We start from the raw sequence: 19,285 nt of genomic DNA, 5'->3' as shown, positions 1-19,285 counted from the left end.
GGGATGAAGAGATTGATCGGAGCAGGCCCCATGGGTTTCCACCCACCACGCCGCCCCCTGGCCCTCGCCCTGGCAGCGGGTCTCGGTACCGCCGCCCTCAGCGCCCTGAGCCTGCTGAGCCCAGCAGCCCTGCAGCCAGCGGCCCTGGCCCAGGGCACCCCTGGCCTGCTGGAGTTCCGCTGGGAGAACAACCGCGACTACCGCAAGCTCTACTTTTTCATGACCAACACCCAGCGCCTGCAGCGCTCGGAGTACTACCTGGTCTTGCGCCCGAAGGACCGCAAGACCGCCATCCTCAAGCTGAGCATCACGATCCCCGATCACTTTGACGCCAAGATCGATCCCAGCCGGGTGGAACTCTGCAGGATGAGCAAGGGCGGCATGCTGTCGCGCACGCGCTGCCTGGAGACCATCCCGGCCACGATCGAGATCGCCGAAAACGGCGGTGCCATCGAGATTTTTCCTGACACGCCGGTGTCCGACACCGACACCATTGGTGTGTACATGCGGCTGTTCAACCCCTTTGATGTGGGGATGTACCAGTTCAATGCCCTGGCCCAGGCCCCCGGCGAGGTGCCGATCTCGGGCTACCTGGGCAGCTGGCTGATCCAGATCGATCCCCCCAGCAACTGAGCTGCGGTCAGGCACCGCAGGGTGGCCTGATAACTTGATCCATCACCAGTAACCACGCGACGGAAGGAGCGATCAGAGAGCCATGACCAAGCGAACCCTGGGAGGCACGAGCCGCAAGCGCAAGCGAGTGTCGGGTTTCCGAGTGCGCATGCGCAGCCACACCGGCCGCCGTGTGATCCGCACCCGTCGTCGTCGCGGCCGCTCACGCCTGGCCGTCTGAGCCCATGGCCCTGCCCCGCCGCCACAGGCTCAAGGGGCAGCGGGTCTTTGACGCCCTCTACCGCCGGGGCCGCCAGCTGCACAGCCCCCACCTCTCGCTGCGTTGGCATCCGGCCAAGGCCCCGCTGGAGACCAAGGCCGACCGCGGCCACGCCCCGAGTTCCTGGCGCTGCGGCGTGGTGATCAGCTCCAAGGTGCACAAGCGGGCGGTGCGGCGCAACCGCCTGCGACGCCTGTTGCACAACCACCTGATCGGTGAGCAGATCGCCTCGCCCCAGGGGCCGGTGTGGCTGCTGCTCAGCCTCAAGCCCGGCAGTGCCGATCGCGGCGACGACGCCCTGCTGGAAGAATGTGAGCAGCTTCTGCAACGGGCAGGTCTGAGACGATGAGCAAGCAGAGCCCCACCGAGATCCAGGAAACGGTGTTCTACGAAGGGGGCCCGGCCAAGGGCGACCTGATCACCAACCTGCTCTTCGGCCTCACCGTGATTGGCCTGCCCTTTGCCGTGGGGGCCCTGGTGCGCGCCCTGTGGCTGCGCTTTCGCATCACCAGCCGCCGCATCGAGATCAATGGCGGCTGGCTGGGCCGCGACCGCACCCAGGTGGTGTACAGCCAGATCCGGGAGGTGCGCAGCGTGCCCCGGGGCTTCGGCGCCTGGGGCGACATGGTGCTGGTGCTCAACGACGGCGCCAAGCTCGAAATGCGCTCCATGCCCCGTTTTCGCGAGCTGGAGGCCTACATCGAGGAACGCCGTCAGGCCAGGCGTCCGGCAGCTCCCAAGGGCATGGCCGCCTGAACCCCCGCCTGCTCAGGCACACTGAGCCACGCCCTCCCTCCACCCCCAGGCCCCCTCCGCTGTGATCGGCTACATCTCCGACAACCTGCTCCTCCCGATCCTCGATTTCTTCTACGGATTGGTGCCGAGCTACGGGCTGGCGATCATTGCCCTCACGGTGGTGATCCGGCTCGCCCTGTTTCCGCTCAGCGCCGGCTCGATCCGCAACGCCCGCCGCATGCGCATCGCCCAGCCGGTGATGCAGAAGCGCCAGGCCGAGATCAAGGCCCGCCACGCCAGCAACCCCCAGAAGCAACAGGAAGAGCTGGGCAAGTTGATGAAGGAGTTCGGCAGCCCCCTGGCGGGCTGTCTGCCCCTGCTGGTGCAGATGCCGATCCTGTTCGCCCTGTTCGCCACCCTGCGGGGCTCACCCTTCGCGGATGTGCCCTACACCGTGAACCTCAAAGTGCTGCCCGCAGACCAGGTGGCCGCCATCGAGACCAAGCCCTTCAACACCGCCAGCCACTCGATCTTCGTCACCAGCACCAGCCATGTGCCCGTGATCGCCAGCCTCGAGGCCGGCAACAAGCTGGCGGTGGGCAGCAGCGAAACCGTGACGCTGCACACCAAGACCAACGAGAGCTTTGCCTCGGTACTGGCCGGGGTGGAGAACGGCGACGCCTTCCGGCCCACCTGGAGCGTCTCCAAGGGGGACGAGGTGGTGCGGGTGGATCAGAACGGCACCATCACCGCCCTGGCCCCAGGTGACGCCACGGTGGAGGCCAAGATCCCCGGCCTGGCGGCCCGCAGCGGCTTCCTGTTCATCAAGGCCCTGGGCCAGGTGGGCTTCATGAGCGACGGCCAGGTGAACTGGGACATCGCCGGCCTGGTGGCCGGCTTCGGCGCCACCCTGTTCATCTCCCAGATCCTCTCGGGGATGGGCATGCCGGCCAATCCGCAGCAGTCCACGGCCAACAAGATCACGCCGGTGATGATCACGGCCATGTTCCTGTTCTTCCCGCTGCCGGCAGGGGTGCTGCTCTACATGGTGGTGGCCAACATCTTCCAGGCGCTGCAGACCTTCCTGCTCAGCCGCGAGGCCCTGCCCGACAACCTGCAGGCCATCCTCGATCAGCAGAGGTCCCAGCAGGCCGTCACCGTGACGGCCGGCGGCATCGGCGAGCGGGGCGGCCGGCTTCCGTTCGAGCCCAAGGGCAAGAAATGATCCCGCGCCGGTGATGCCAGCGGGTCCCCTGCAGCGGCATGGGTGGCTGCGGCCGCCGGTGCTCCCCGCCCCACCACCCCCCATGGACTCTCCCCACACCATCCCCCCAGCCCCGGCACGGCTGCGGCCCGTGCCGATCCGTGAGCTCCAGGCCGTCAAGGGCGGCCTGGAATGGCGTCTGGAGCAGCATCTCGAGGGCTTGGACAGCCTCACGCCGGTGAGGGGCCTGGTGAGGGCCGTGCACCGGGGCGAAGCCCTGGAGGTGGAGGGGGAGGCCAGCACGATCGTGACCCTCTGCTGCGACCGCTGCCTGGGCCACTACAACCACGGACTGGAGGCCCAGGCCAGGGAGCTGATCTGGCTCGGGTCGGCAGACCCCCAGAGCCTGGAAGCGACCCTGGCCATGGCGCAGGAGGTGAATCAGCGCCTCGATCTCGACACCGACAGCCTCGGCGAATCGCTTGATCCCCGTGGCGATTTCGACCCGGCCCACTGGATCTTCGAGCAGCTGAGTCTGCAGCTGCCGCTGGTGAACCGCTGCGGTGCCGACTGCCGGGGCCCGGCCCACTGGGGCAGCAGCCCACCCCTGGGGGAGCCAGGTGGCGAAGTGGCTGGCGAGCCAGCAGGCGGCGACCCCCGCTGGGCGGCCCTGGCCGCCCTGCGCCAGAACCCCGCCCAGGCATCCAGCGCAGCCGAGCCCCAGCCATGAGCGAAACCAGCTGGGCTGACCACCTCGACCTGATGATCCGGGCCCGCACCCCGATCCTCTGGATCCGCAGCCTTGAGGAGCAGCGGGTCGAGGCCCTGCTGGAGCAGGCGGCGCGGCGGCTGGGCAACCGCACCCTGCTGCGCTGGGACTTCGTGGACGGCCTGCGCGGTGCCCCGAACCGGGAGGGCGAGGCCAGCCGCAATCCGATGGCGGCCCTGAGCTGCCTGGATTCCCTGCCCGCTGAGCAGGGCGCGATCCTGCTGCTGCGCGACTTCCACCGCTATGGCGAGGATGCCGGCATCTGCCGCCGCCTGCGCAACCTGGCCGGCAGCCTGCGCCAGACCCCCCGCACGCTGATCATCACGGCGCCGGAGTGGAAGGTGCCGCTGGACCTCGATGACTGCATCACCCTGCTGGATCTGCCCCTGCCGGACGCCGACGAGATCGGCCAGCTGCTGAGCTCGATCGCCGCCGCCAGTGGCCGGGCGCTCGATCCGCCGGTACTGCGCCAGCTCACGGCAGCCTGCCATGGGCTCAGCGAACAGCGGGTGCGCCAGCTGGCAGCCCGGGCTCTGGCCCGCCGCGGCCAGCTGGGGGCTGACGACCTGGCCGAGGTACTGGAGGAAAAGCGCCAGGCGATCGCCAAGAGCGACCTGCTGGAGTACTGCCCCAGCAGCTCGAGCCCCGCCGACATCGGCGGACTCGAATCGCTCAAGCACTGGCTGGAGCAGCGGCGCCGGGCCTTCAGCGAGGAGGCGCGGGCCTATGGGTTGCCCCTGCCCCGCGGGGTGCTTCTGGTGGGACCTCAGGGAACGGGCAAGTCGCTCACGGCCAAGGCCATTGCCCACAGCTGGTCCATGCCCCTGCTGCGGCTGGATGTGGGGCGGCTGTTCGCCGGGCTGGTGGGCGCCTCGGAGGCCCGCACCCGCGACATGATCCAGAGGGTGGAGGCGATGGCCCCCTGCGTGCTCTGGATCGACGAGGTGGACAAGGGCTTCGGCCTCGGGGCCAGCAGCGACGGCCGCAGTGATGGCGGCACCAGCCAGCGGGTGCTGGGGACCGTGCTCACCTGGATGGCGGAGAAGACCAGCCCGGTGTTCGTGGTGGCCACGGCCAACGCGGCCGAGCGGCTGCCCCCGGAATTGCTGCGCAAGGGACGCTTCGATGAGATTTTTCTGCTGGCACTGCCGGGGCCGGAGGAACGGCGCGCCATCCTCGACCTGCAATTGCGCCAGCGCCGGCCCGGCCACAGCCTGCCGCTGGAGGTGCTGGTGGATCGAACCGCGGGCTTCTCCGGGGCTGAACTGGAGCAGACGGTGATCGAGGCGATGCACCTGGCCTTTGCCGAGCAGCGGGAGTTCGGCGAGGCCGACCTGATCGCCGCCGCCAGCCAGGTGGTTCCCCTCAGCCGCACGGCCCGGGAGCAGCTGGAAGCCCTGGAACAGTGGGCCAGCACGGGGCGAGCCCGCCTCGCCTCCAGGTTGCGGGGCGTAACGAACTCCGACGCCAGGTAACAAGCCCGTGGCCACGGCTGGGTGGGCCAGTCCACCCCCCCTACGGTCTGCTCACGACCTAGGCACCGCCATGACCCCCAGCCCCACGCCTCGTGACCGCGGTGAACTGTTCACCCAGCTGGCCGTGGCTTGCATCGGTGCAGGGGTGGTGACCACGGTGGCGGTGGCCCAGGGCCAGAACCCGATCACCGCCCTGGGCATCACCCTGTTCTCGGCCATCGCGGCCGTGGCCCTCGGCCAGGTGCTCTGAGGCCGAACGCCGCTGAGTGGTGGGCCTCTGCGGCTGCCACGCAGCAGCGTTACTTCAGGACACAATCAGCACCACCTTGAGAACTGGAAAGCCGCGGTTGTCAAGCCCTCACCAGGCTGTCCATAGTGACTTCATCGCCAATTGGACCTTGGCATGACACTCCGCTCAAAACACAGGACTGGTCTCAGCCTGCCCGCCATCAGCATGGCGTTGGTAATGGCCTGCGGCACCGCCCTGCCCTCCATGGCTGCACTGCGGCAGTCCCAACAGCAACCCGCTGCCCAACGGGCCAACCCTGCCATGGTGGCTGGTGGCGATAGCGGACCAGTGCTGATCGCCAAGGAGAAAGACAAGGACAAAGACCGAGACAAGAAAAAGAAGAAGAACCGCGATCAGAAGTCTGAGAAGCGCCAGAAGAACGACCGCAAGACAAGCGACAGGAATCAGAAAAACAACGGCAATCGAAAGACCAGCAACAACCAAAAGAACGATCGCAAGGAGCGAGCCGAGCGCAAAGAGCGAGCCGAGCGCAAGGAGCGAGCCGAACGGAAGCAGAAAAACGATCGAGCCAGGGATCGGAACGCCCAAAACAACAACAACGGCAACAACAAAAAAGACAGAACCCCAAGATCTGATCGCACCCTCACCAAGGCGGAACGGGATCGCATTTATCGCCAGGGTCTGCGCGAAGGCAAGGACCGTGGCTACAACAAGGGCGTCAAGACCGGCTACCGCGAGGGGGTCGACAAGGGCCGCAAGCGCGGCTACGACCGGGGCTATGACCGCGGCTACCGCAAGGCCGAAAACCGCTACAGGGACTGGGACAGCAACCGCTGGCGCAGCTACAACCGCAGCAGGCGGAACCAATGGAGCCGCCCGGTGGTGGTCAACAACTACTACGGACGCGGCGGCTGGGCCCGTAACCGCAGCTGGTACAACTACCGCCCCTGGGGCGGTGGCTGGTACGGCGGCTGGTCCAGTTCCCCACCGTGGGGCTGGTGGGTTGGTCAATCCGTGGTATGGGGCGTTACTGCCCTCACCACTGCGGCGATCATCAACAACTCCATTGATCGGGCCATCGAGCGCCGTCAGCCCACCGTGCTTGTGCCCGATACCAATTGGCAGCTCTATTACGGCAGCGTTGAACCTGTGGAAGACACGGGAGTCACGTTTGCCGTCTACAACGGTTCGGGCACCTATGAGATGGAGGCCGACTGCGAAGAGGGGCTGCTGAACGGCGAGGTGCCCACCACACCGGCGGAAGCCCAGCTGATCAATGCGGCCTGCCAGGTGACCTTCGGCACCCAGGCCTGAATGGGCAGCGGGTTTCGCGACCAGCTGCCGGCCCTGGCCAACAAGACCTACTTCAACTACGGCGGCCAGGGCCCCCTGCCGACCGCGAGTCTGGAGGCCATGGTGGCGGCCTGGGCCCGGCTGCAGGAGCTGGGGCCGTTCACCGGGGATGTGTGGCCCTTCGTGGAGGCCACGGTGACGGGCCTGCGCAGGCGCCTGGGCCGCTGGCTCGGGGTGGCGCCGCAGCGCCTGGCCTTCACCGAGAACGTGACCAGCGGCTGCGTGCTGCCCCTCTGGGGCTTGCCCTGGCAGCCCGGGGATGTGCTGCTGCTGAGCGATTGCGAACACCCCGGGGTGGTGGCGGCCTGCCAGGAGCTGGCCCGACGCCAGCAACTCACGATTGAGCGCTTCAAGGTTGCTGACCTGCGGCAGGCCCCGGCGGCCACCGACGCCGCAGTGCTGCAGCGGCTGGAGAACGCCCTCCGCCCCCGCACGCGGCTGGTGGTGCTCTCCCACCTGCTCTGGAATACTGGACAGGTGATGCCGATCGCTGCCGTGGCCAGCCGGCTAGGCCAGCACCCACAGCAGCCTTGGCTGCTGGTGGATGCGGCCCAGTCGCTCGGCAGCATCCCGGTGGAGGAGGCGGCCCAGGCGGCCGACATCTACGCCTGCACGGGTCACAAGTGGTGCTGCGGGCCGGAGGGCCTGGGCGTGGTGGCCCTCTCTGAGCGGCTGCTGGCGGAAGCCCAGCCCACCCTGATCGGCTGGCGCAGCCTCAGCCATGAGGGCAGCGCCACCAGTGGCTTTCACACCGACGGGCGCCGCTTTGAGGTGGCCACCTCCTGCATCCCCCTGTTCGCCGGCCTGGATCGCTCCCTGGAACTGCTGGAGGCGGAGGGGTCGCCGGAGCAGCGGCTGCAGCGGATCGGCCTGCAGGCTCGCCGCCTCTGGGAGTCCCTGGCCGCCCTGCCAAACCTGAAGACCGCCCTGCAGACACCGCCTCCTGCCGGCATTGTGAGCTTCACGCTGGAAGGGGAACAGCCTGGCGATGTGGTGCGATGGCTGGGGGAGCGGAGCCTCTGGATCCGCAGCCTCGATCAACCGGCTTGCCTGCGGGCTTGCACCCACGTCTGCACCCTTGAACAGGACGGCGACAGGCTGGTCGCCGCCCTGAGAGAACGGTGATCAGTCGGCAGCTGGGTCGCTGAGCATGGTGCTGTAGACCCAGCCGGCGAGCAGGGCACCGACGATCGGGGCCACCCAGAACAGCCAGAGCTGACCAACGGCGGCTCCGCCCACCCAAACGGCAACGCCAGTGCTGCGGGCCGGGTTCACCGAGGTGTTGGTGACCGGGATGCTGATGAGGTGAATCAGGGTGAGTGCCAGGCCGATGGGCACCCCGGCAAAGCCGGCGGGGGACAGCTTGTCGGTGGCACCGAGGATCACGAGCAGGAAGAAGAAGGTGAGCACCACTTCCACCACCAGGGCGGCGAAGAAGCTGTAGCCACCTGGGGAGTTGGCGCCGAAACCGTTGGTCGCAAGGGCGTTGGCACCCTCCACCACGAAGCCGGCGCGGCCGCTCGCCACCAGCTTGATGACGCCGCCGGCAATGACGGCACCGACCACTTGGGCCGCGATGTAGGGGAGGAGTTCAGCCTGCTTGAAGCGCCCGCCGGCCCAGAGGCCGAAGCTCACCGCGGGGTTGATGTGACAGCCCGAGATATGACCAATGGTGTAGACCATGGTCAGCAAGGTGAGTCCGAAGGCCAGGGACACCCCCAGGAAGCCCAGTCCCAGTGGGTTCGCTGCAGCGTTGTCATAGGGGAAGTTGGCCGCCAGCACGGCACTGCCGCATCCGCCCAGCACAAGCCAGAACGTGCCGAACATCTCGGCGAGACATTTTCTAGACAGTGGAATGGCTCGGGCCATTGCATCAAAAGTTACAACTCTGAAAACTTACCGGTCCATGGGTCATTTGCGCTCACTCTGTGATCAATCAACGATCAATCAACACCATGCCGTAACAGGCACCCCGACCTAAGCCTCAGCAAGATGCTCCGCCGCCAGCCTGGAGCCAAGGGCCTTCTGGGCCTCCTCCCTGTCATCGAAGTGGATCTTGGTGGTGCCCAGAATCTGGTAATCCTCATGGCCCTTGCCAGCGATCAGCACCAGATCCTCGGGCTGCGCTGCCCTGACCGCCGCGGCGATCGCCCGGGCCCGGTCGCCTTCCACCTCCAGGTCGGTGCCTGCGGGGATGCCGGCCACCACGTCGTCGAGGATGGCCTGGGGATCCTCCGTGCGCGGATTGTCGGAGGTCACCACGACGCGATCGGCCAGGCGAGCGGCGATGGCGCCCATCTGGGGCCGCTTGCTGCGGTCGCGGTCACCACCGCAGCCGAACACGCAGATCAGCTGCCCCCTGGTAAAGGGGCGGCTGGCCTGCAGGGCATTGTCCAGGCCATCGGGCGTATGGGCATAGTCCACCAACACCACCGGCTGGGGCTGGCTGCCGGCGGCGCTCACCCGCTCCATGCGTCCGGGCACCCCGCGGAAACTGGCCAGTCCAGGCAGCAGCAGGTCGAGGGGGATCCCCTGCTGCACCAGGGCTCCCACGGCCTGCAACAGGTTCATCAGGTTGAAGCGGCCCAGCAGCGGCGACTGGAAGCGGCCCTCCCCCAGGGGCGTCACCAGCCGGCCGCGCACGCCGCTGCTCTCCATCTCGAGGGAATCGATGAACAGCTCGGCGCCGGGGTCGAGCAGGGAGCTGCGCCAGCAGCGCTGCCCCAGCTGGCGGGCCAGCTGGGCGCCCCAGGGGTCGTCGCCATTGACCACCACCGTGGGGCTGGCACTGGCCTTGAGCAGGGGGGAGGCGAACAGCAGCGCCTTGGCGGCGAAGTAGGCCTCCATCGAGGCGTGGTAGTCGAGGTGGTCCTGGGTGAGGTTGGTGAACACCGCCCCGGCGAACTGGCAGCCGGCCACCCGCTGCTGATCGAGGGCGTGGGAGCTCACCTCCATGGCACCGATCCGGGCGCCGGCCTCGACTGCGCGGGCCAGCTGGGCCTGCAGCAGATCCGCGAAGGCGGTGGTGTGCTGGGCCGTGACGCTGTAACCGGGCCAGCGGTTCTCCAGGGTGCCGAACAGGGCGGTCGGCAGACCCGCCGCCCCCGCCAGGTGCTCGATCAGATGGGTGGTGGTGGTCTTGCCATTGGTGCCGGTGACCCCGATCAGGCCCAGGCGGGCGCTGGGCTGCCCCCAATAGGCGGCCGCCAGGGCTCCGGCCCAGCGGGCCACGGGTTCCTCCACCACCAGCACCGGATCGCCGTCGCCGGGGCGGTCGTCGAGGATCGCCCCGGGGCCCACCACCGCCAGACAGGCCCCCGCTTCCAGGGCGGCGCGCCAGTAGCGGCCACCATCCACCTGGGTGCCGGGCAGACCGATGAACAGGGTGGCGGCACCCACCCGGCGCGAGTCACAGCTGATCGAGCGCACGCTGGCGTCGGGAAGCCCCTCGGGCACCTGCAGTCCCACTTCGCTCAGCAGGGGGTGAAGCAGGGTGGGCATGGCGGGGCAACGGGTGGGGTGGCGCCGTTCTAGACGCTTCCCCCAGGAAAACCGTTCTTGCCCAACCAAACCAGCAGGGCCGTGTCCACCAGCCGAGGCGGCACCCGGGGCAGCAGCTGCTCGCCCGTGGCCGTGCGCCAGCCCAGCACCGGCACCTCCAGCCCGAAGCGGGCCTGCAGGGAAGGATCGTCGTCCACATTCACCACCGCCAGGGGTGGTGGCGGCGTCAGCCGGCGCAGCTTCTCCTCCAACCCCTCACACAGGCAGCAGCCCGGGCGGGAGTAGAGCACCAGGAGATCGGCCATGGGGGACGCAGGGCGAGACAGGAAGGGCGAAACAGGAAGGGGAGAGCAGGGTTGGGAGGAGCCCTCGGGCCGGTTCAGTCGGGTACCGGATCACAGCCGCAGGGCGTGAACGGGTGGCAGCGCAGCAGCCGCCGCAGGGTGAGCCAGCCGCCGCGCCAGGGCCCATGGCGGCTGATCGCCTCCAGGCCATAGGCACTGCAGCTGGGAATGAAGCGGCAACGGGGGCCCAGCAGGGGGGAGAGAAAGCGGCGGTAGAGGCCGATCAGCCCCAGCAGCAGCCAGGCCAGCCAGCGGGAGGGGCCCGCAGGCGCAGGCAGCTCAGGGGATGGGTCCAGTCCGAGGGCCACGGGGCCAACCGATAGGATCGATCGTTGGCGCGTCAAGGCGCGGGCAGCGGACTTGATCCAGCATGCCCGAGCTGCGGCCGCCATGGGCCCCACCTGGGTTCCCGTTCCGTCCCACCACCTTGTTTTCATGTCTCGTTACCGCGGCCCTCGTCTGAGGATCACGCGGCGCTTGGGAGACCTTCCCGGTCTCACCCGTAAGTCCGCCAAGCGGTCTTATCCCCCCGGTCAGCACGGCCAAGCCCGTCGCAAGCGCTCCGAATACGCCATCCGCCTGGAAGAGAAGCAGAAGCTTCGCTTCAACTACGGCATCTCCGAGCGCCAGCTGGTGCGCTACGTCAAGAAAGCGCGAGCCCAGGGAGGCTCCAGCGGCACCAACCTGCTCAAGCTGCTCGAGAGCCGTCTCGACAACATCTGTTTCCGCCTCGGCTTCGGGCCCACCGTGCCCGGCGCCCGCCAGTTCGTGAACCATGGCCACGTGACCGTCAACGGCCGGGTCGTGGACATTGCCAGCTTCCAGTGCAAGCCCGGCGACGTGGTCGCCGTGCGCGAGCGCAAGCAGAGCCGCAAGCTGGCGGAGGGCAACCTGGAATTCCCGGGCCTGGCCAACATCCCGCCCCACCTGGAACTCGACAAGGGCAAGTTCACCGCCAAGGTGATCAGCCGCTGCGAGCGTGAGTGGGTCGCCCTTGAAATCAACGAACTGCTGGTGGTTGAGTTCTATTCCCGCAAGGTGTAAGGCTCTCCCAGTCCCAGTCACTGAAAGGGTTCTGGGAGCTGTGGTCAGCCTGCTCATCGGGCAGCGCTGACCATGGCTCCTCGGCCCTGTCGCATGGATCAGGTGCCAGTTTCTCCACAGAACCACTGCATCGACCGAGGCGTGAGCAAGTCCGGCTGGTTCTTCTCCTGACCTCGAGAGCAGACAACCCTGCGGCCACCAGCGCCAAGGCACTGCTTAGGAGTTGCCTCCCGCTTGTTGCCCTCTGCAGCCGGGCGAGCTGCAGTTGGGGTTGAGGTGGATCTCCAGATCACCACTTCCAATAATCCTTTGGCTTACCGATGTAGGGGAGAAAGGCTTCCGCATCAGGACGGAGCCGTTGAATCACTGATGCACGCATCGGGCTCGGCCAGTCGGGCTCCGATACATGGGCACGGCCCTTTTGTCCCACCTTGTTGAGCTTGGGCAACTCTCCTGCTTCCAGAATGCTGTGCGTCTGAGGCGGAAGCCCCAGAAAAACCAGCAGCTGCCCGAGCACGGCAGCAGGATCAGCGATCAGATCCTCAAACGTCAAGCAATGGATCTGCTGATCCGGGAAATATTTTCGATAGGCGTTGATTCTTTCGTAGTAACTGGAACAACCGATCAACAGGCGGGCGGCTCGACGATCGGAAAGAATTCGCTCAAATGCCACATAGTCAGGGCATCGTCCTTTGACGTGGCGCCACTGAGACACGAGCCGATCAAGCGGATGACGCACGACATAGACGATTTTCATTCCTGGAAAGTATCGATGCATCAGCCCAGGAGCATCCCGAAATTCCCTCAGCGGGCTGGCATACATTGTGCTCGCCTCACCGCGCCAGGCAAAGCCCGATCCGGCCCTGAAGAGGCCCCGATACCACGACCAGCCCTTACCGTAATGGCGCCCAAAAAACTTCGGCTCTTTTGGCCTGCTGATGAAAATATCGGCATGGCTGGAGAGCACGGCTGCAAGTGTCGTCGTGGCCGACTTGGCGGCACCGATGATGATGAAATTAGGCAAGTATCTCCTGCCCATTCTCACCTGTCTGGCGTGTAACCCAGCAAGACCATCTGCAATTTCGGCGTAAGGCTTCCCATCAAGTCTTAATCCCATAAGGCCCCCCGACGACTCATTGCCACAATGGCACTCCAGCCAGGACTCTCAAGCGTGGAATTTTATTCCCGCAAGGTCTGATCTCCGGGATCAATCCGAGCCTGTCTTGTTTCACCTCGCCCCGCCTCCGGCGGCTTTTTTCATGGGCGAGCAGCCAACACCTGTTCAAGCCCCGGCCTCTCATCCCAGGCGCAGGACGCGCCGCGCATTGGTACAGCACACCCTGATCCGCTGGTCTTCTGTGATGGCAGCCTGCTCGATCCAGTCAGCCGCCAACTGAATGTCTTCATAGGGATAATCGGTGGAAAACATCACCGCGTGGTCGCCCATGGCTTCAAGGGCGCAACGCAGGGGGGCATCCGCACAGACTCCAGATGTCGTCACCGTGAGATGACGCTTGAGGGTCTCTGATGGGGGGCGGATCAAGGCGCGACCGACGGTTGTCACCGCAGCCCGGCTGTCCAAGCGCCAGAGCATGTAGGGAAGGGTTTCCCCCATATGACCCAGGATCAGCCTTGCCCGAGGGTGGCGATCCAGCAGCTGAGCAAACACCAGACGGAGTAAGTGGGTGGCGGTGTCACAGGTCCAGCTCCACACGGCACCTTCGAGCTCTGGATGGCCGCGGAAAGCCGCATCGTGCTCACTCAGCAGGCCAGGGTGGAGATAAAGCGGTACATCAAGCTGCTCCAAGGTATGCCAGAAAGGAGCAAAATGGGGCTCGTCCAAGTAGACGCCATTAGTGGCACCGTTCACAAGCACGCCGACAAATCCAAGTTCCTGAATACAACGTTTGAGCTCGTTGCAGGCGGCATCCACATCCTGTAAAGCCACACACGCGAAGCCACGAAACCGCGCCGGGGCCAGCGCCATGCGTGTGTGCAGGAAATCATTCACCCGTTGGGCAAGCTCCACCGCCAGGGCTTTATCCCTGATGGACTGCACACCCGGTGCCGTCTGGGACAGCACGGCGATCGCGATGCCTGCCCTGTCCATGGCGAGGAGGCGCTGTTCGGCCAGCTCCGGCAAAGCCGCCTCAATGCCCGCAAGCACCCCGGGATCAAAGAAGGCCACCTCGTTGATCGTTGGCTCAAGGCCCGGGGCGCTGAAGTGTTCCTCCAGAGCAATCTTGTTGAGGATCCTTGGCATGGGGTGCAGTGCAGCAGAGACCTGAACAGGCCGCCTTCAGCCGCCGATCAGGGCCTCCAGCGCGGCGGTCACATCGTCCTGGCGCATCAGCGCTTCGCCCACCAGCACCGCGTCCGCCCCGGCGCTCTGCACCCGATCGAGGTCATCGCGGCTGAACAGGCCCGATTCGCTCACCAGCAGGGCGCCCTTGGCGCGCAGCGCCGCGCCGTGGCGCGCCATCAGCTGCTCGGTGGTGGCCAGGTCGGTGTGGAAGCTGGCGAGATCCCGGTTGTTGATCCCGATCAGCCGCACCCCCTCCAGGGCCAGCACCCGCTCCAGCTCGGCCTTGTCATGCACCTCCACCAGCGTGGCCAGGCCGAGGCCGCGGGCCGCCTTGAGCAGGTAGGTCAGATCCTGATCCGTGAGGATGGCGGCGATCAGCAGGGCGGCATCGGCGCCGGCGGCGCGGGCCTGGTAGAGCTGGTAGGGGCTGAGGATGAAGTCCTTGCAGAGCAGGGGCAGCTCCACCACCTGGCGCACCTGCACCAGCACATCAAAGCCTCCCTGGAAGAAGGCTTTGTCGGTGAGCACCGACAGACAGCTGGCCCCTCCGGCGGCGTAGCCGCGGGCAAGGGCCTCGGGGTCGAAGTGCTCGCGGATCACGCCCTTGCTGGGGCTGGCCTTCTTGATCTCGGCGATCACGGCCGGCTTGCGGCAGCTGGCCCGCAGGGCGGCCTCGAAGTCGCGGGTGGGGGGCAGATCGGCCACCTGGCGGGCCAGTTTCTGCAGGGGCACCCGCTCGCGGGCCGTGGCCACCTCCCGGTCCTTCTCCCACACGATCTCCTCGAGGATGTGGCGCGGCGCCGCCTCGGCGTGGGGCACGCCGTACTCCAGGAAGGCCACCTTCACCTTGGGGTTCGGGGGGCGGCGACGAATCTGCATCGATCAGCGGACGAGGGGAAGGGACAGAAGGGAGCGGCCCTCAGGCCACGGCCATGGCGGCCTGCTTGTAGGCCACCTCCACCACCTCACTGAGGGTGGGATGGGTGTGCACCTCGTTCACCAGTTGCAACACACTCTGGCGACGCGCCACCGCGTTGGCGATCTCCTGGATCAGGTCGGCGGCGTGCAGCCCGTAGATGTGGGCGCCGAGCACCTCGCCGGTGCTCTTGTTGAACAGCAGCTTCATCAGCCCGTCGCTCTCCAGCTCCGCCAGGGCCTTGGAGTTGGCCTTGAAGTAGCTGCGCACGCTGCCCAGCGCGAAGCCCTCAGCGGCCGCCAGCTCCTTGGCCTCAACCTCACTCAGCCCCACCGAACTGATCTCCGGATGGGTGAAGGTGGCCGCGGGAATCGAGCGGTAATCGATACGGCGGACATGGCCCAGGATGTTGTCCACCGCCACGCTGCCCTGGGCTGCGGCGGTGTGGGCCAGCATCATCTTGCCGGTCACATCCCCCACGGCCCAGAGGTGGGGCACGGGCTCGCCGTTCAGCAGCACCTGCATCCGCTCATCCACGGGGATGAAGCCCCGGTTGGTCTCCACCCCTACGGAGGCCAGGTTGAGCTGCTTGCTGCTGGGCACCCGGCCAGTGGCCACCAGCACCGCATCCACCTCCAGGGTTTCCACCAGCTCGCGGCTCTGCATGTCGGCCAGCTCGATCGTCACCGGGCAGCCCGGCGTCACCTTGCGGGCCAGCAGGCCGGCGCGGGCATCGATGTCGCGGCCGTCGATCAGATGGCGGGCGGCGATCTTGGCGATGTCGGGATCGAAGGTGGGCATCACCCGATCCAGGGCCTCGATCATGGTGACCTCACAGCCCAGGGCGGTGTAGACGTCGGCGAACTCCAGGCCGATGTAGCCGCTGCCCACGATCGCCAGCCAGCGCGGCAGCCACTCCAGGCTCACCGCCTCGTCGCTGGTGAACACGGTGCGGCCGTCGGTCTCGATGCCGGGGGGCACGAAGGGCTCCGACCCGGTGGCCAGGATCACGTCGCGGGCGCTGTAGGTGCGCTCCACGCCGCCACCGCTGGCCCGCACGGTCACCTGCTGGCTGCCGGCGAGGCGGCCCTGGCCCCGCAGGATCGTGGCGCCGGCGCGCTCCAGGGTCTTGGTGAGGTTGGTGCGGATCGTGGCCACCAGCTGGTTGGCGTGGTCGGCGATCTTCTGGCGCTCGAAGCGCACCGGCGCGGCGTGGATGCCGAAGCCGGCCAGGTGCTCGGCATCGGCCAGTTCCCGCACCCGGCCGCTGGCGGCGAGCAGGGCCTTGCTGGGCACGCAGCCGCGGTTCACGCAGGTGCCGCCCATCTCCGCCGCTTCCACGATCGCCACCGCGAGGCCATGCTCGGCGGCGTGCTTGGCCGCATCGAAGCCGCCGTAGCCGGCGCCGATCACGATCAGGTCGAAGTCGAAGCTGAGGTCGTCAGGGGCGTCGCTCACCAGGGGCCGTGCACAGATGGCGGCATTCTCCCTCGCCAGTGGCCGCCTGTCTGCCGCTCGGGCCTCAGGCCGTGAGCCGCTGGCGCCCACGTTCCAGCAGCAACGGCGCCGCCGCCACAGCCACGTTCAGCGACTCCACCGCCGGGCTGTGGGGAATCGTGACGCAGATGCTGGCGCAGGCCAGCAGCTCCGGCGCCAGGCCCGAGCCCTCCTGGCCCAGCAGCAGCACGGTGGGGCGTTGCCAGTCGAGCTGCCAGTAGGGCAGGGCGGCGGGGCCGGGGGGCACAGCGGCCACCACCTGGGGTGCCTGCTGGCCTGGATGGTCGGCAGCGACGGCACCGAGCTCCTGCAGGCGAGCCAGCAACTGATCGCGGCTGCAGCGCTGCAGCGGCAGGGCCAGGGCGGCGCCGGCCGAGGCGCGCAACACCTTGGGCTGGAACGGGTCGGCCCCCTCCACCAGCCACAGCGCCTCCACGCCGCTGGCCAGGGCGGTGCGCATCAAGGTGCCGAGGTTGCCGGGATCCTGAAGCCGATCCAGGGCCAGCACCAGCGACGGGACGGGCGGCCCCCAGCCGAGCCCTGGCATGGACAGGCTGAGCACCACGCCATCGGGGTGCTCCGTGGTGGCCACCGCCGCCAGCACCTCCGGCGTCACCGGCACGGGCTGCAGGGGCAGCGGCAGGCTGTCGAGCCAGCGCCGGTGAATCTCAATCCAGGCTTGCGTGGCCAGCAGGTCGATGGGCTGCAGGCTGAGGCGCACGGCCTCCTGGAACAGGTGGGTGCCCTCCAGCAGCAATAACTGCTGCTCCCTGCGGCCCTTGCCAGCGTGCAGCTGGCGCAGACGGCGCACCAGGGGATTGCGGCGGCTGCTGATCAGCTCCGGGGGCAAGCGGCCGGCCTCAGAAGCGCTCGTGGCGCCGCACCCGCATGGCGTCCTGCATCACGATCTCGGCCTCCTCCAGCTCCATCCCCTTCACCGCCGCCACTTCACCCTTGATACCCTCAGCCCTCAGGTTTTCAATCAGCTTGCCCATCACGATGTCCTCCACCGTGGTCTGATCCATGCTGTCTGGCGTGAGACTCTCTAGAAACTTACCGACCTTCGAAGCAACAACTTCTGAGGAATTGGTGATTTTGAGAAGAATCATGGAATCTGAAATGCGGATGGGGAGACTTGAACTCCCACGACATTGCTGCCACTAGTACCTGAAACTAGCGCGTCTACCAATTCCGCCACATCCGCGTGGCCGCCGCTCTGCGACTTGGGAACCATACGGCATCGCCGCCACAGCCCAGCCCCCGGGCCGCCGCGCCAGGACCTGCCCACACCCCAGTGTGCGAAGGCGCACCACCACTGGGCCAGGGCCGGGCAGCCCAGTCCGCCGGCAGCGGCAGCCCGGAGGGCCAGCAAGCCTGATGGGGGAAGGCTTGCACCGGATCAGCCCCTAGCCAGGCTGCTCTCCTGTTGGCTATGAACCTGGTGCAGTTCCGGCAGCGGCCACCTAGACGATCTGACTTTTTGTTGTCAACATGCCCAGACAAAAAGGCCGGGGACGTCCGGGAACCCATGACCGCCCCAGCCGTGCCGCCCCTCCCCACCGAGCTCACCAAGGCCGAACCCCAGCTCCAGATCACCGGTGGCCGGCGCCTCACCGGCGAGTTGCGCGTGGATGGTGCCAAGAATTCGGCCCTGGTGCTGATGGCGGCCTGTCTGCTGACCAGGGATCAGATTCGGCTGCGCAACGTGCCGCCGCTCACCGACATCGTGGGCATGGGCGAGATGCTTCAGAGCCTGGGCGGCCGCGTGAGCCGTGAGGCTGACAGCCTTGTGCTGGATGGTTCCCGCATCCACAGCACCACAGCTCCCTACGAGCTGGTGAACAGCCTGCGGGCCAGCTTCTTCTGCATCGGCCCGCTGCTGGCCCGTATGGGCATGGCCAAGGTGCCCCTGCCCGGCGGCTGCAAGATCGGCACCCGGCCGGTGGAAGAGCACGTCAAGGGGCTCAAGGCTCTGGGAGCCCAGGTGACCATTGAGCATGGCGTGGTCACAGCGGTCGTGCCGGGCCGCGGCCAACGGCTCACCGGTGGACGCATCTATTTCGACTGCCCCAGCGTGGGCGCCACAGAGACGCTGATGATGGCTGCGGTGCTCGCCGAGGGCGAGACGGTGATGGCCAACGCCGCCCAGGAGCCCGAGGTGGCCGATCTGGCCGGCCTGTTGATCGCCATGGGCGCCCGCATCCGTGGCGCCGGCACCCAGACGATCACCATCACAGGGGTGGAGCGCCTGCACGGCGCTGACTACGCCGTGATTCCCGATCGCATCGAAGCGGGCACTCTGCTCCTGGCCGCTGCGATCACCCGCTCCCGCCTGCGGGTCACGCCGGTGATTCCGGACCATCTCGGAGCCGTGCTCACCAAGCTGGAGGCGGCAGGCTGCCGCCTGGAGCACGACGGCGTCGGACTGACGATCGAGGCCAGCGACATCCAGGCCGTGGATCTGCGCACCCAGCCCTTCCCCGCCTTCCCCACCGATCTCCAGGCCCCCTTCATGAGCCTGCTGGCCACGGCCCGCGGCACCAGTGTCGTCACGGAAAACATCTTCGAGAATCGGATGCAGCACGTGGCCGAGCTGCAGCGCATGGGGGCCGCCATCCGCCTCCAGAGCAACATCGCCTTTGTGGAGGGGGTGGCCCAGCTCAGCGGCGCCCCTGTGCAGGGCACCGACCTCAGGGCTTCAGCCGCCATGGTGCTGGCCGGCCTGGCGGCTGAGGGGGTCACCAGCGTGCGCGGCCTGGAGTACCTCGATCGCGGCTACGCCGGCCTGGAGCACAAGCTGGCCTCCGTGGGCGCCTGCATCCAGCGGATCGGCGGGCTGCCTGCGCCGACCGGGCTCCATCTCCAGACCCAGGGGAGCAGCGCCGCCTAAGCTCCTCGCCAGGGGAGCGTGCCGGAATTGGTAGACGGACTCGACTCAAAATCGAGCGCCTTCGGGCATGTGGGTTCAAGTCCCACCGCTCCTATTGCCACGGCCACCGA

At 67.3% G+C, this 19,285-nt stretch carries 22 protein-coding genes and 2 tRNA genes; 13 read left to right on the top strand and 11 right to left on the bottom strand.

Going from position 1 to position 19,285, the window contains the following annotated elements:
- The first annotated feature begins 30 nt into the window (after positions 1 to 30).
- From ACWJIO_RS06500 to ACWJIO_RS06455, 10 genes are all read left to right on the top strand, one after another.
- A complete protein-coding gene (locus ACWJIO_RS06500; RefSeq protein WP_480312204.1) occupies positions 31 to 633 on the top strand; it encodes a DUF2808 domain-containing protein in 603 nt (200 codons plus the stop codon).
- Between the two features lie 82 nt (positions 634 to 715).
- On the top strand, positions 716 to 853 hold the full coding sequence (gene rpmH / locus ACWJIO_RS06495) for a 50S ribosomal protein L34 (RefSeq protein ID WP_186697062.1): 138 nt from the start codon (positions 716 to 718) through the stop codon (positions 851 to 853).
- 4 nt (positions 854 to 857) lie between these two features.
- On the top strand, positions 858 to 1,241 hold the full coding sequence (gene rnpA / locus ACWJIO_RS06490; RefSeq protein ID WP_480312203.1) for a ribonuclease P protein component: 384 nt from the start codon (positions 858 to 860) through the stop codon (positions 1,239 to 1,241).
- Entirely contained in the window at positions 1,238 to 1,648 is a 411-nt protein-coding gene (locus ACWJIO_RS06485; protein ID WP_480312202.1) for a PH domain-containing protein, read from the top strand. The genes rnpA and ACWJIO_RS06485 overlap by 4 nt, the downstream gene beginning before the upstream one ends.
- Before the next feature lie 61 nt (positions 1,649 to 1,709).
- A complete protein-coding gene (yidC, locus tag ACWJIO_RS06480) occupies positions 1,710 to 2,852 on the top strand; it encodes a membrane protein insertase YidC (protein ID WP_480312201.1) in 1,143 nt (380 codons plus the stop codon).
- Positions 2,853 to 2,934: 82 nt separating this feature from the next.
- On the top strand, positions 2,935 to 3,561 hold the full coding sequence (locus ACWJIO_RS06475; protein ID WP_480312200.1) for a YceD family protein: 627 nt from the start codon (positions 2,935 to 2,937) through the stop codon (positions 3,559 to 3,561).
- Complete coding sequence (locus ACWJIO_RS06470; protein ID WP_480312199.1) at positions 3,558 to 5,075, top strand: AAA family ATPase; 1,518 nt, start codon at positions 3,558 to 3,560, stop codon at positions 5,073 to 5,075. The genes ACWJIO_RS06475 and ACWJIO_RS06470 overlap by 4 nt, the downstream gene beginning before the upstream one ends.
- A gap of 70 nt (positions 5,076 to 5,145) precedes the next feature.
- Entirely contained in the window at positions 5,146 to 5,325 is a 180-nt protein-coding gene (locus tag ACWJIO_RS06465) for a hypothetical protein (protein ID WP_186697068.1), read from the top strand.
- 216 nt (positions 5,326 to 5,541) lie between these two features.
- Positions 5,542 to 6,639 (top strand): hypothetical protein, encoded by a 1,098-nt coding sequence (locus ACWJIO_RS06460; protein WP_480312197.1) that lies wholly within the window; start codon positions 5,542 to 5,544, stop codon positions 6,637 to 6,639.
- Entirely contained in the window at positions 6,640 to 7,803 is a 1,164-nt protein-coding gene (locus tag ACWJIO_RS06455) for an aminotransferase class V-fold PLP-dependent enzyme (protein WP_480312195.1), read from the top strand.
- Here ACWJIO_RS06455 and aqpZ read toward each other — a convergent pair whose 3' ends face one another.
- From aqpZ to yidD, 4 genes are all read right to left on the bottom strand, one after another.
- On the bottom strand, positions 7,804 to 8,547 hold the full coding sequence (aqpZ, locus tag ACWJIO_RS06450; protein ID WP_193912828.1) for an aquaporin Z: 744 nt from the start codon (positions 8,545 to 8,547) through the stop codon (positions 7,804 to 7,806).
- A gap of 108 nt (positions 8,548 to 8,655) precedes the next feature.
- A complete protein-coding gene (locus ACWJIO_RS06445; protein ID WP_480312194.1) occupies positions 8,656 to 10,179 on the bottom strand; it encodes a UDP-N-acetylmuramoyl-L-alanyl-D-glutamate--2,6-diaminopimelate ligase in 1,524 nt (507 codons plus the stop codon).
- A 29-nt stretch (positions 10,180 to 10,208) separates the two neighbouring features.
- Positions 10,209 to 10,484: a glutaredoxin family protein gene (locus tag ACWJIO_RS06440; protein ID WP_480312193.1), complete on the bottom strand. Its 276-nt coding sequence runs from the start codon at positions 10,482 to 10,484 to the stop codon at positions 10,209 to 10,211.
- Positions 10,485 to 10,558: 74 nt separating this feature from the next.
- Positions 10,559 to 10,819 (bottom strand): membrane protein insertion efficiency factor YidD, encoded by a 261-nt coding sequence (gene yidD, locus ACWJIO_RS06435; protein ID WP_480312418.1) that lies wholly within the window; start codon positions 10,817 to 10,819, stop codon positions 10,559 to 10,561.
- A gap of 139 nt (positions 10,820 to 10,958) precedes the next feature.
- On the opposite strand from yidD, the gene rpsD reads away from it, so the two are divergent.
- Positions 10,959 to 11,567 (top strand): 30S ribosomal protein S4, encoded by a 609-nt coding sequence (gene rpsD / locus ACWJIO_RS06430; RefSeq protein WP_186697074.1) that lies wholly within the window; start codon positions 10,959 to 10,961, stop codon positions 11,565 to 11,567.
- A gap of 289 nt (positions 11,568 to 11,856) precedes the next feature.
- Here rpsD and ACWJIO_RS06425 read toward each other — a convergent pair whose 3' ends face one another.
- The 7 genes from ACWJIO_RS06425 to ACWJIO_RS06395 form a co-directional block, all read right to left on the bottom strand.
- Positions 11,857 to 12,591: a sulfotransferase family protein gene (locus ACWJIO_RS06425; protein ID WP_480312191.1), complete on the bottom strand. Its 735-nt coding sequence runs from the start codon at positions 12,589 to 12,591 to the stop codon at positions 11,857 to 11,859.
- 273 nt (positions 12,592 to 12,864) lie between these two features.
- Positions 12,865 to 13,830 (bottom strand): amidohydrolase family protein, encoded by a 966-nt coding sequence (locus ACWJIO_RS06420; RefSeq protein WP_480312190.1) that lies wholly within the window; start codon positions 13,828 to 13,830, stop codon positions 12,865 to 12,867.
- A 36-nt stretch (positions 13,831 to 13,866) separates the two neighbouring features.
- Positions 13,867 to 14,751: an indole-3-glycerol phosphate synthase TrpC gene (trpC, locus tag ACWJIO_RS06415; RefSeq protein WP_480312188.1), complete on the bottom strand. Its 885-nt coding sequence runs from the start codon at positions 14,749 to 14,751 to the stop codon at positions 13,867 to 13,869.
- A 40-nt stretch (positions 14,752 to 14,791) separates the two neighbouring features.
- Positions 14,792 to 16,246, bottom strand: coding sequence for a dihydrolipoyl dehydrogenase (locus tag ACWJIO_RS06410; protein WP_480312187.1), 1,455 nt, complete (start codon positions 16,244 to 16,246; stop codon positions 14,792 to 14,794).
- A gap of 64 nt (positions 16,247 to 16,310) precedes the next feature.
- A complete protein-coding gene (locus ACWJIO_RS06405; RefSeq protein ID WP_480312186.1) occupies positions 16,311 to 17,135 on the bottom strand; it encodes a TrmH family RNA methyltransferase in 825 nt (274 codons plus the stop codon).
- A gap of 10 nt (positions 17,136 to 17,145) precedes the next feature.
- Positions 17,146 to 17,394 carry a hypothetical protein gene (locus ACWJIO_RS06400; protein ID WP_480312184.1) on the bottom strand — a complete coding sequence of 83 codons (249 nt, stop codon included), beginning with the start codon at positions 17,392 to 17,394 and terminating at the stop codon, positions 17,146 to 17,148.
- 11 nt (positions 17,395 to 17,405) lie between these two features.
- Positions 17,406 to 17,489 (bottom strand) — tRNA-Leu (locus tag ACWJIO_RS06395).
- Positions 17,490 to 17,813: 324 nt separating this feature from the next.
- On the opposite strand from ACWJIO_RS06395, the gene murA reads away from it, so the two are divergent.
- Both murA and ACWJIO_RS06385 read left to right on the top strand, forming a co-directional pair.
- Entirely contained in the window at positions 17,814 to 19,175 is a 1,362-nt protein-coding gene (gene murA / locus ACWJIO_RS06390; protein WP_480312183.1) for a UDP-N-acetylglucosamine 1-carboxyvinyltransferase, read from the top strand.
- 12 nt (positions 19,176 to 19,187) lie between these two features.
- Positions 19,188 to 19,269: transfer RNA gene (locus ACWJIO_RS06385), tRNA-Leu, on the top strand.
- The last annotated feature ends 16 nt before the right edge of the window (positions 19,270 to 19,285 follow it).

The sequence above is a fragment of the Paraciimarium castrense LEGE 11436 genome (assembly GCF_056633055.1).
Note: the sequence above shows the minus strand (reverse complement) of the source record. Positions and strands in the feature narration are given on the sequence as shown.

Bases quoted from the DNA above. Each gene is read 5' to 3' on its own strand.
- ACWJIO_RS06470 (WP_480312199.1), top strand. From the start codon at position 3,558: ATGAGCGAAACCAGCTGGGCTGACCACCTCGACCTGATGATCCGGGCC.
- ACWJIO_RS06500 (WP_480312204.1), top strand. From the start codon at position 31: ATGGGTTTCCACCCACCACGCCGCCCCCTGGCCCTCGCCCTGGCAGCG.
- murA (WP_480312183.1), top strand. From the start codon at position 17,814: ATGACCGCCCCAGCCGTGCCGCCCCTCCCCACCGAGCTCACCAAGGCC.
- ACWJIO_RS06420 (WP_480312190.1), bottom strand. From the start codon at position 13,830: ATGCCAAGGATCCTCAACAAGATTGCTCTGGAGGAACACTTCAGCGCC.
- trpC (WP_480312188.1), bottom strand. From the start codon at position 14,751: ATGCAGATTCGTCGCCGCCCCCCGAACCCCAAGGTGAAGGTGGCCTTC.
- rnpA (WP_480312203.1), top strand. From the start codon at position 858: ATGGCCCTGCCCCGCCGCCACAGGCTCAAGGGGCAGCGGGTCTTTGAC.
- aqpZ (WP_193912828.1), bottom strand. From the start codon at position 8,547: ATGGCCCGAGCCATTCCACTGTCTAGAAAATGTCTCGCCGAGATGTTC.
- rpsD (WP_186697074.1), top strand. From the start codon at position 10,959: ATGTCTCGTTACCGCGGCCCTCGTCTGAGGATCACGCGGCGCTTGGGA.
- ACWJIO_RS06400 (WP_480312184.1), bottom strand. From the start codon at position 17,394: ATGATTCTTCTCAAAATCACCAATTCCTCAGAAGTTGTTGCTTCGAAG.
- ACWJIO_RS06445 (WP_480312194.1), bottom strand. From the start codon at position 10,179: ATGCCCACCCTGCTTCACCCCCTGCTGAGCGAAGTGGGACTGCAGGTG.
- ACWJIO_RS06475 (WP_480312200.1), top strand. From the start codon at position 2,935: ATGGACTCTCCCCACACCATCCCCCCAGCCCCGGCACGGCTGCGGCCC.
- ACWJIO_RS06455 (WP_480312195.1), top strand. From the start codon at position 6,640: ATGGGCAGCGGGTTTCGCGACCAGCTGCCGGCCCTGGCCAACAAGACC.
- ACWJIO_RS06465 (WP_186697068.1), top strand. From the start codon at position 5,146: ATGACCCCCAGCCCCACGCCTCGTGACCGCGGTGAACTGTTCACCCAG.
- rpmH (WP_186697062.1), top strand. From the start codon at position 716: ATGACCAAGCGAACCCTGGGAGGCACGAGCCGCAAGCGCAAGCGAGTG.
- ACWJIO_RS06460 (WP_480312197.1), top strand. From the start codon at position 5,542: ATGGCCTGCGGCACCGCCCTGCCCTCCATGGCTGCACTGCGGCAGTCC.
- ACWJIO_RS06485 (WP_480312202.1), top strand. From the start codon at position 1,238: ATGAGCAAGCAGAGCCCCACCGAGATCCAGGAAACGGTGTTCTACGAA.
- ACWJIO_RS06440 (WP_480312193.1), bottom strand. From the start codon at position 10,484: ATGGCCGATCTCCTGGTGCTCTACTCCCGCCCGGGCTGCTGCCTGTGT.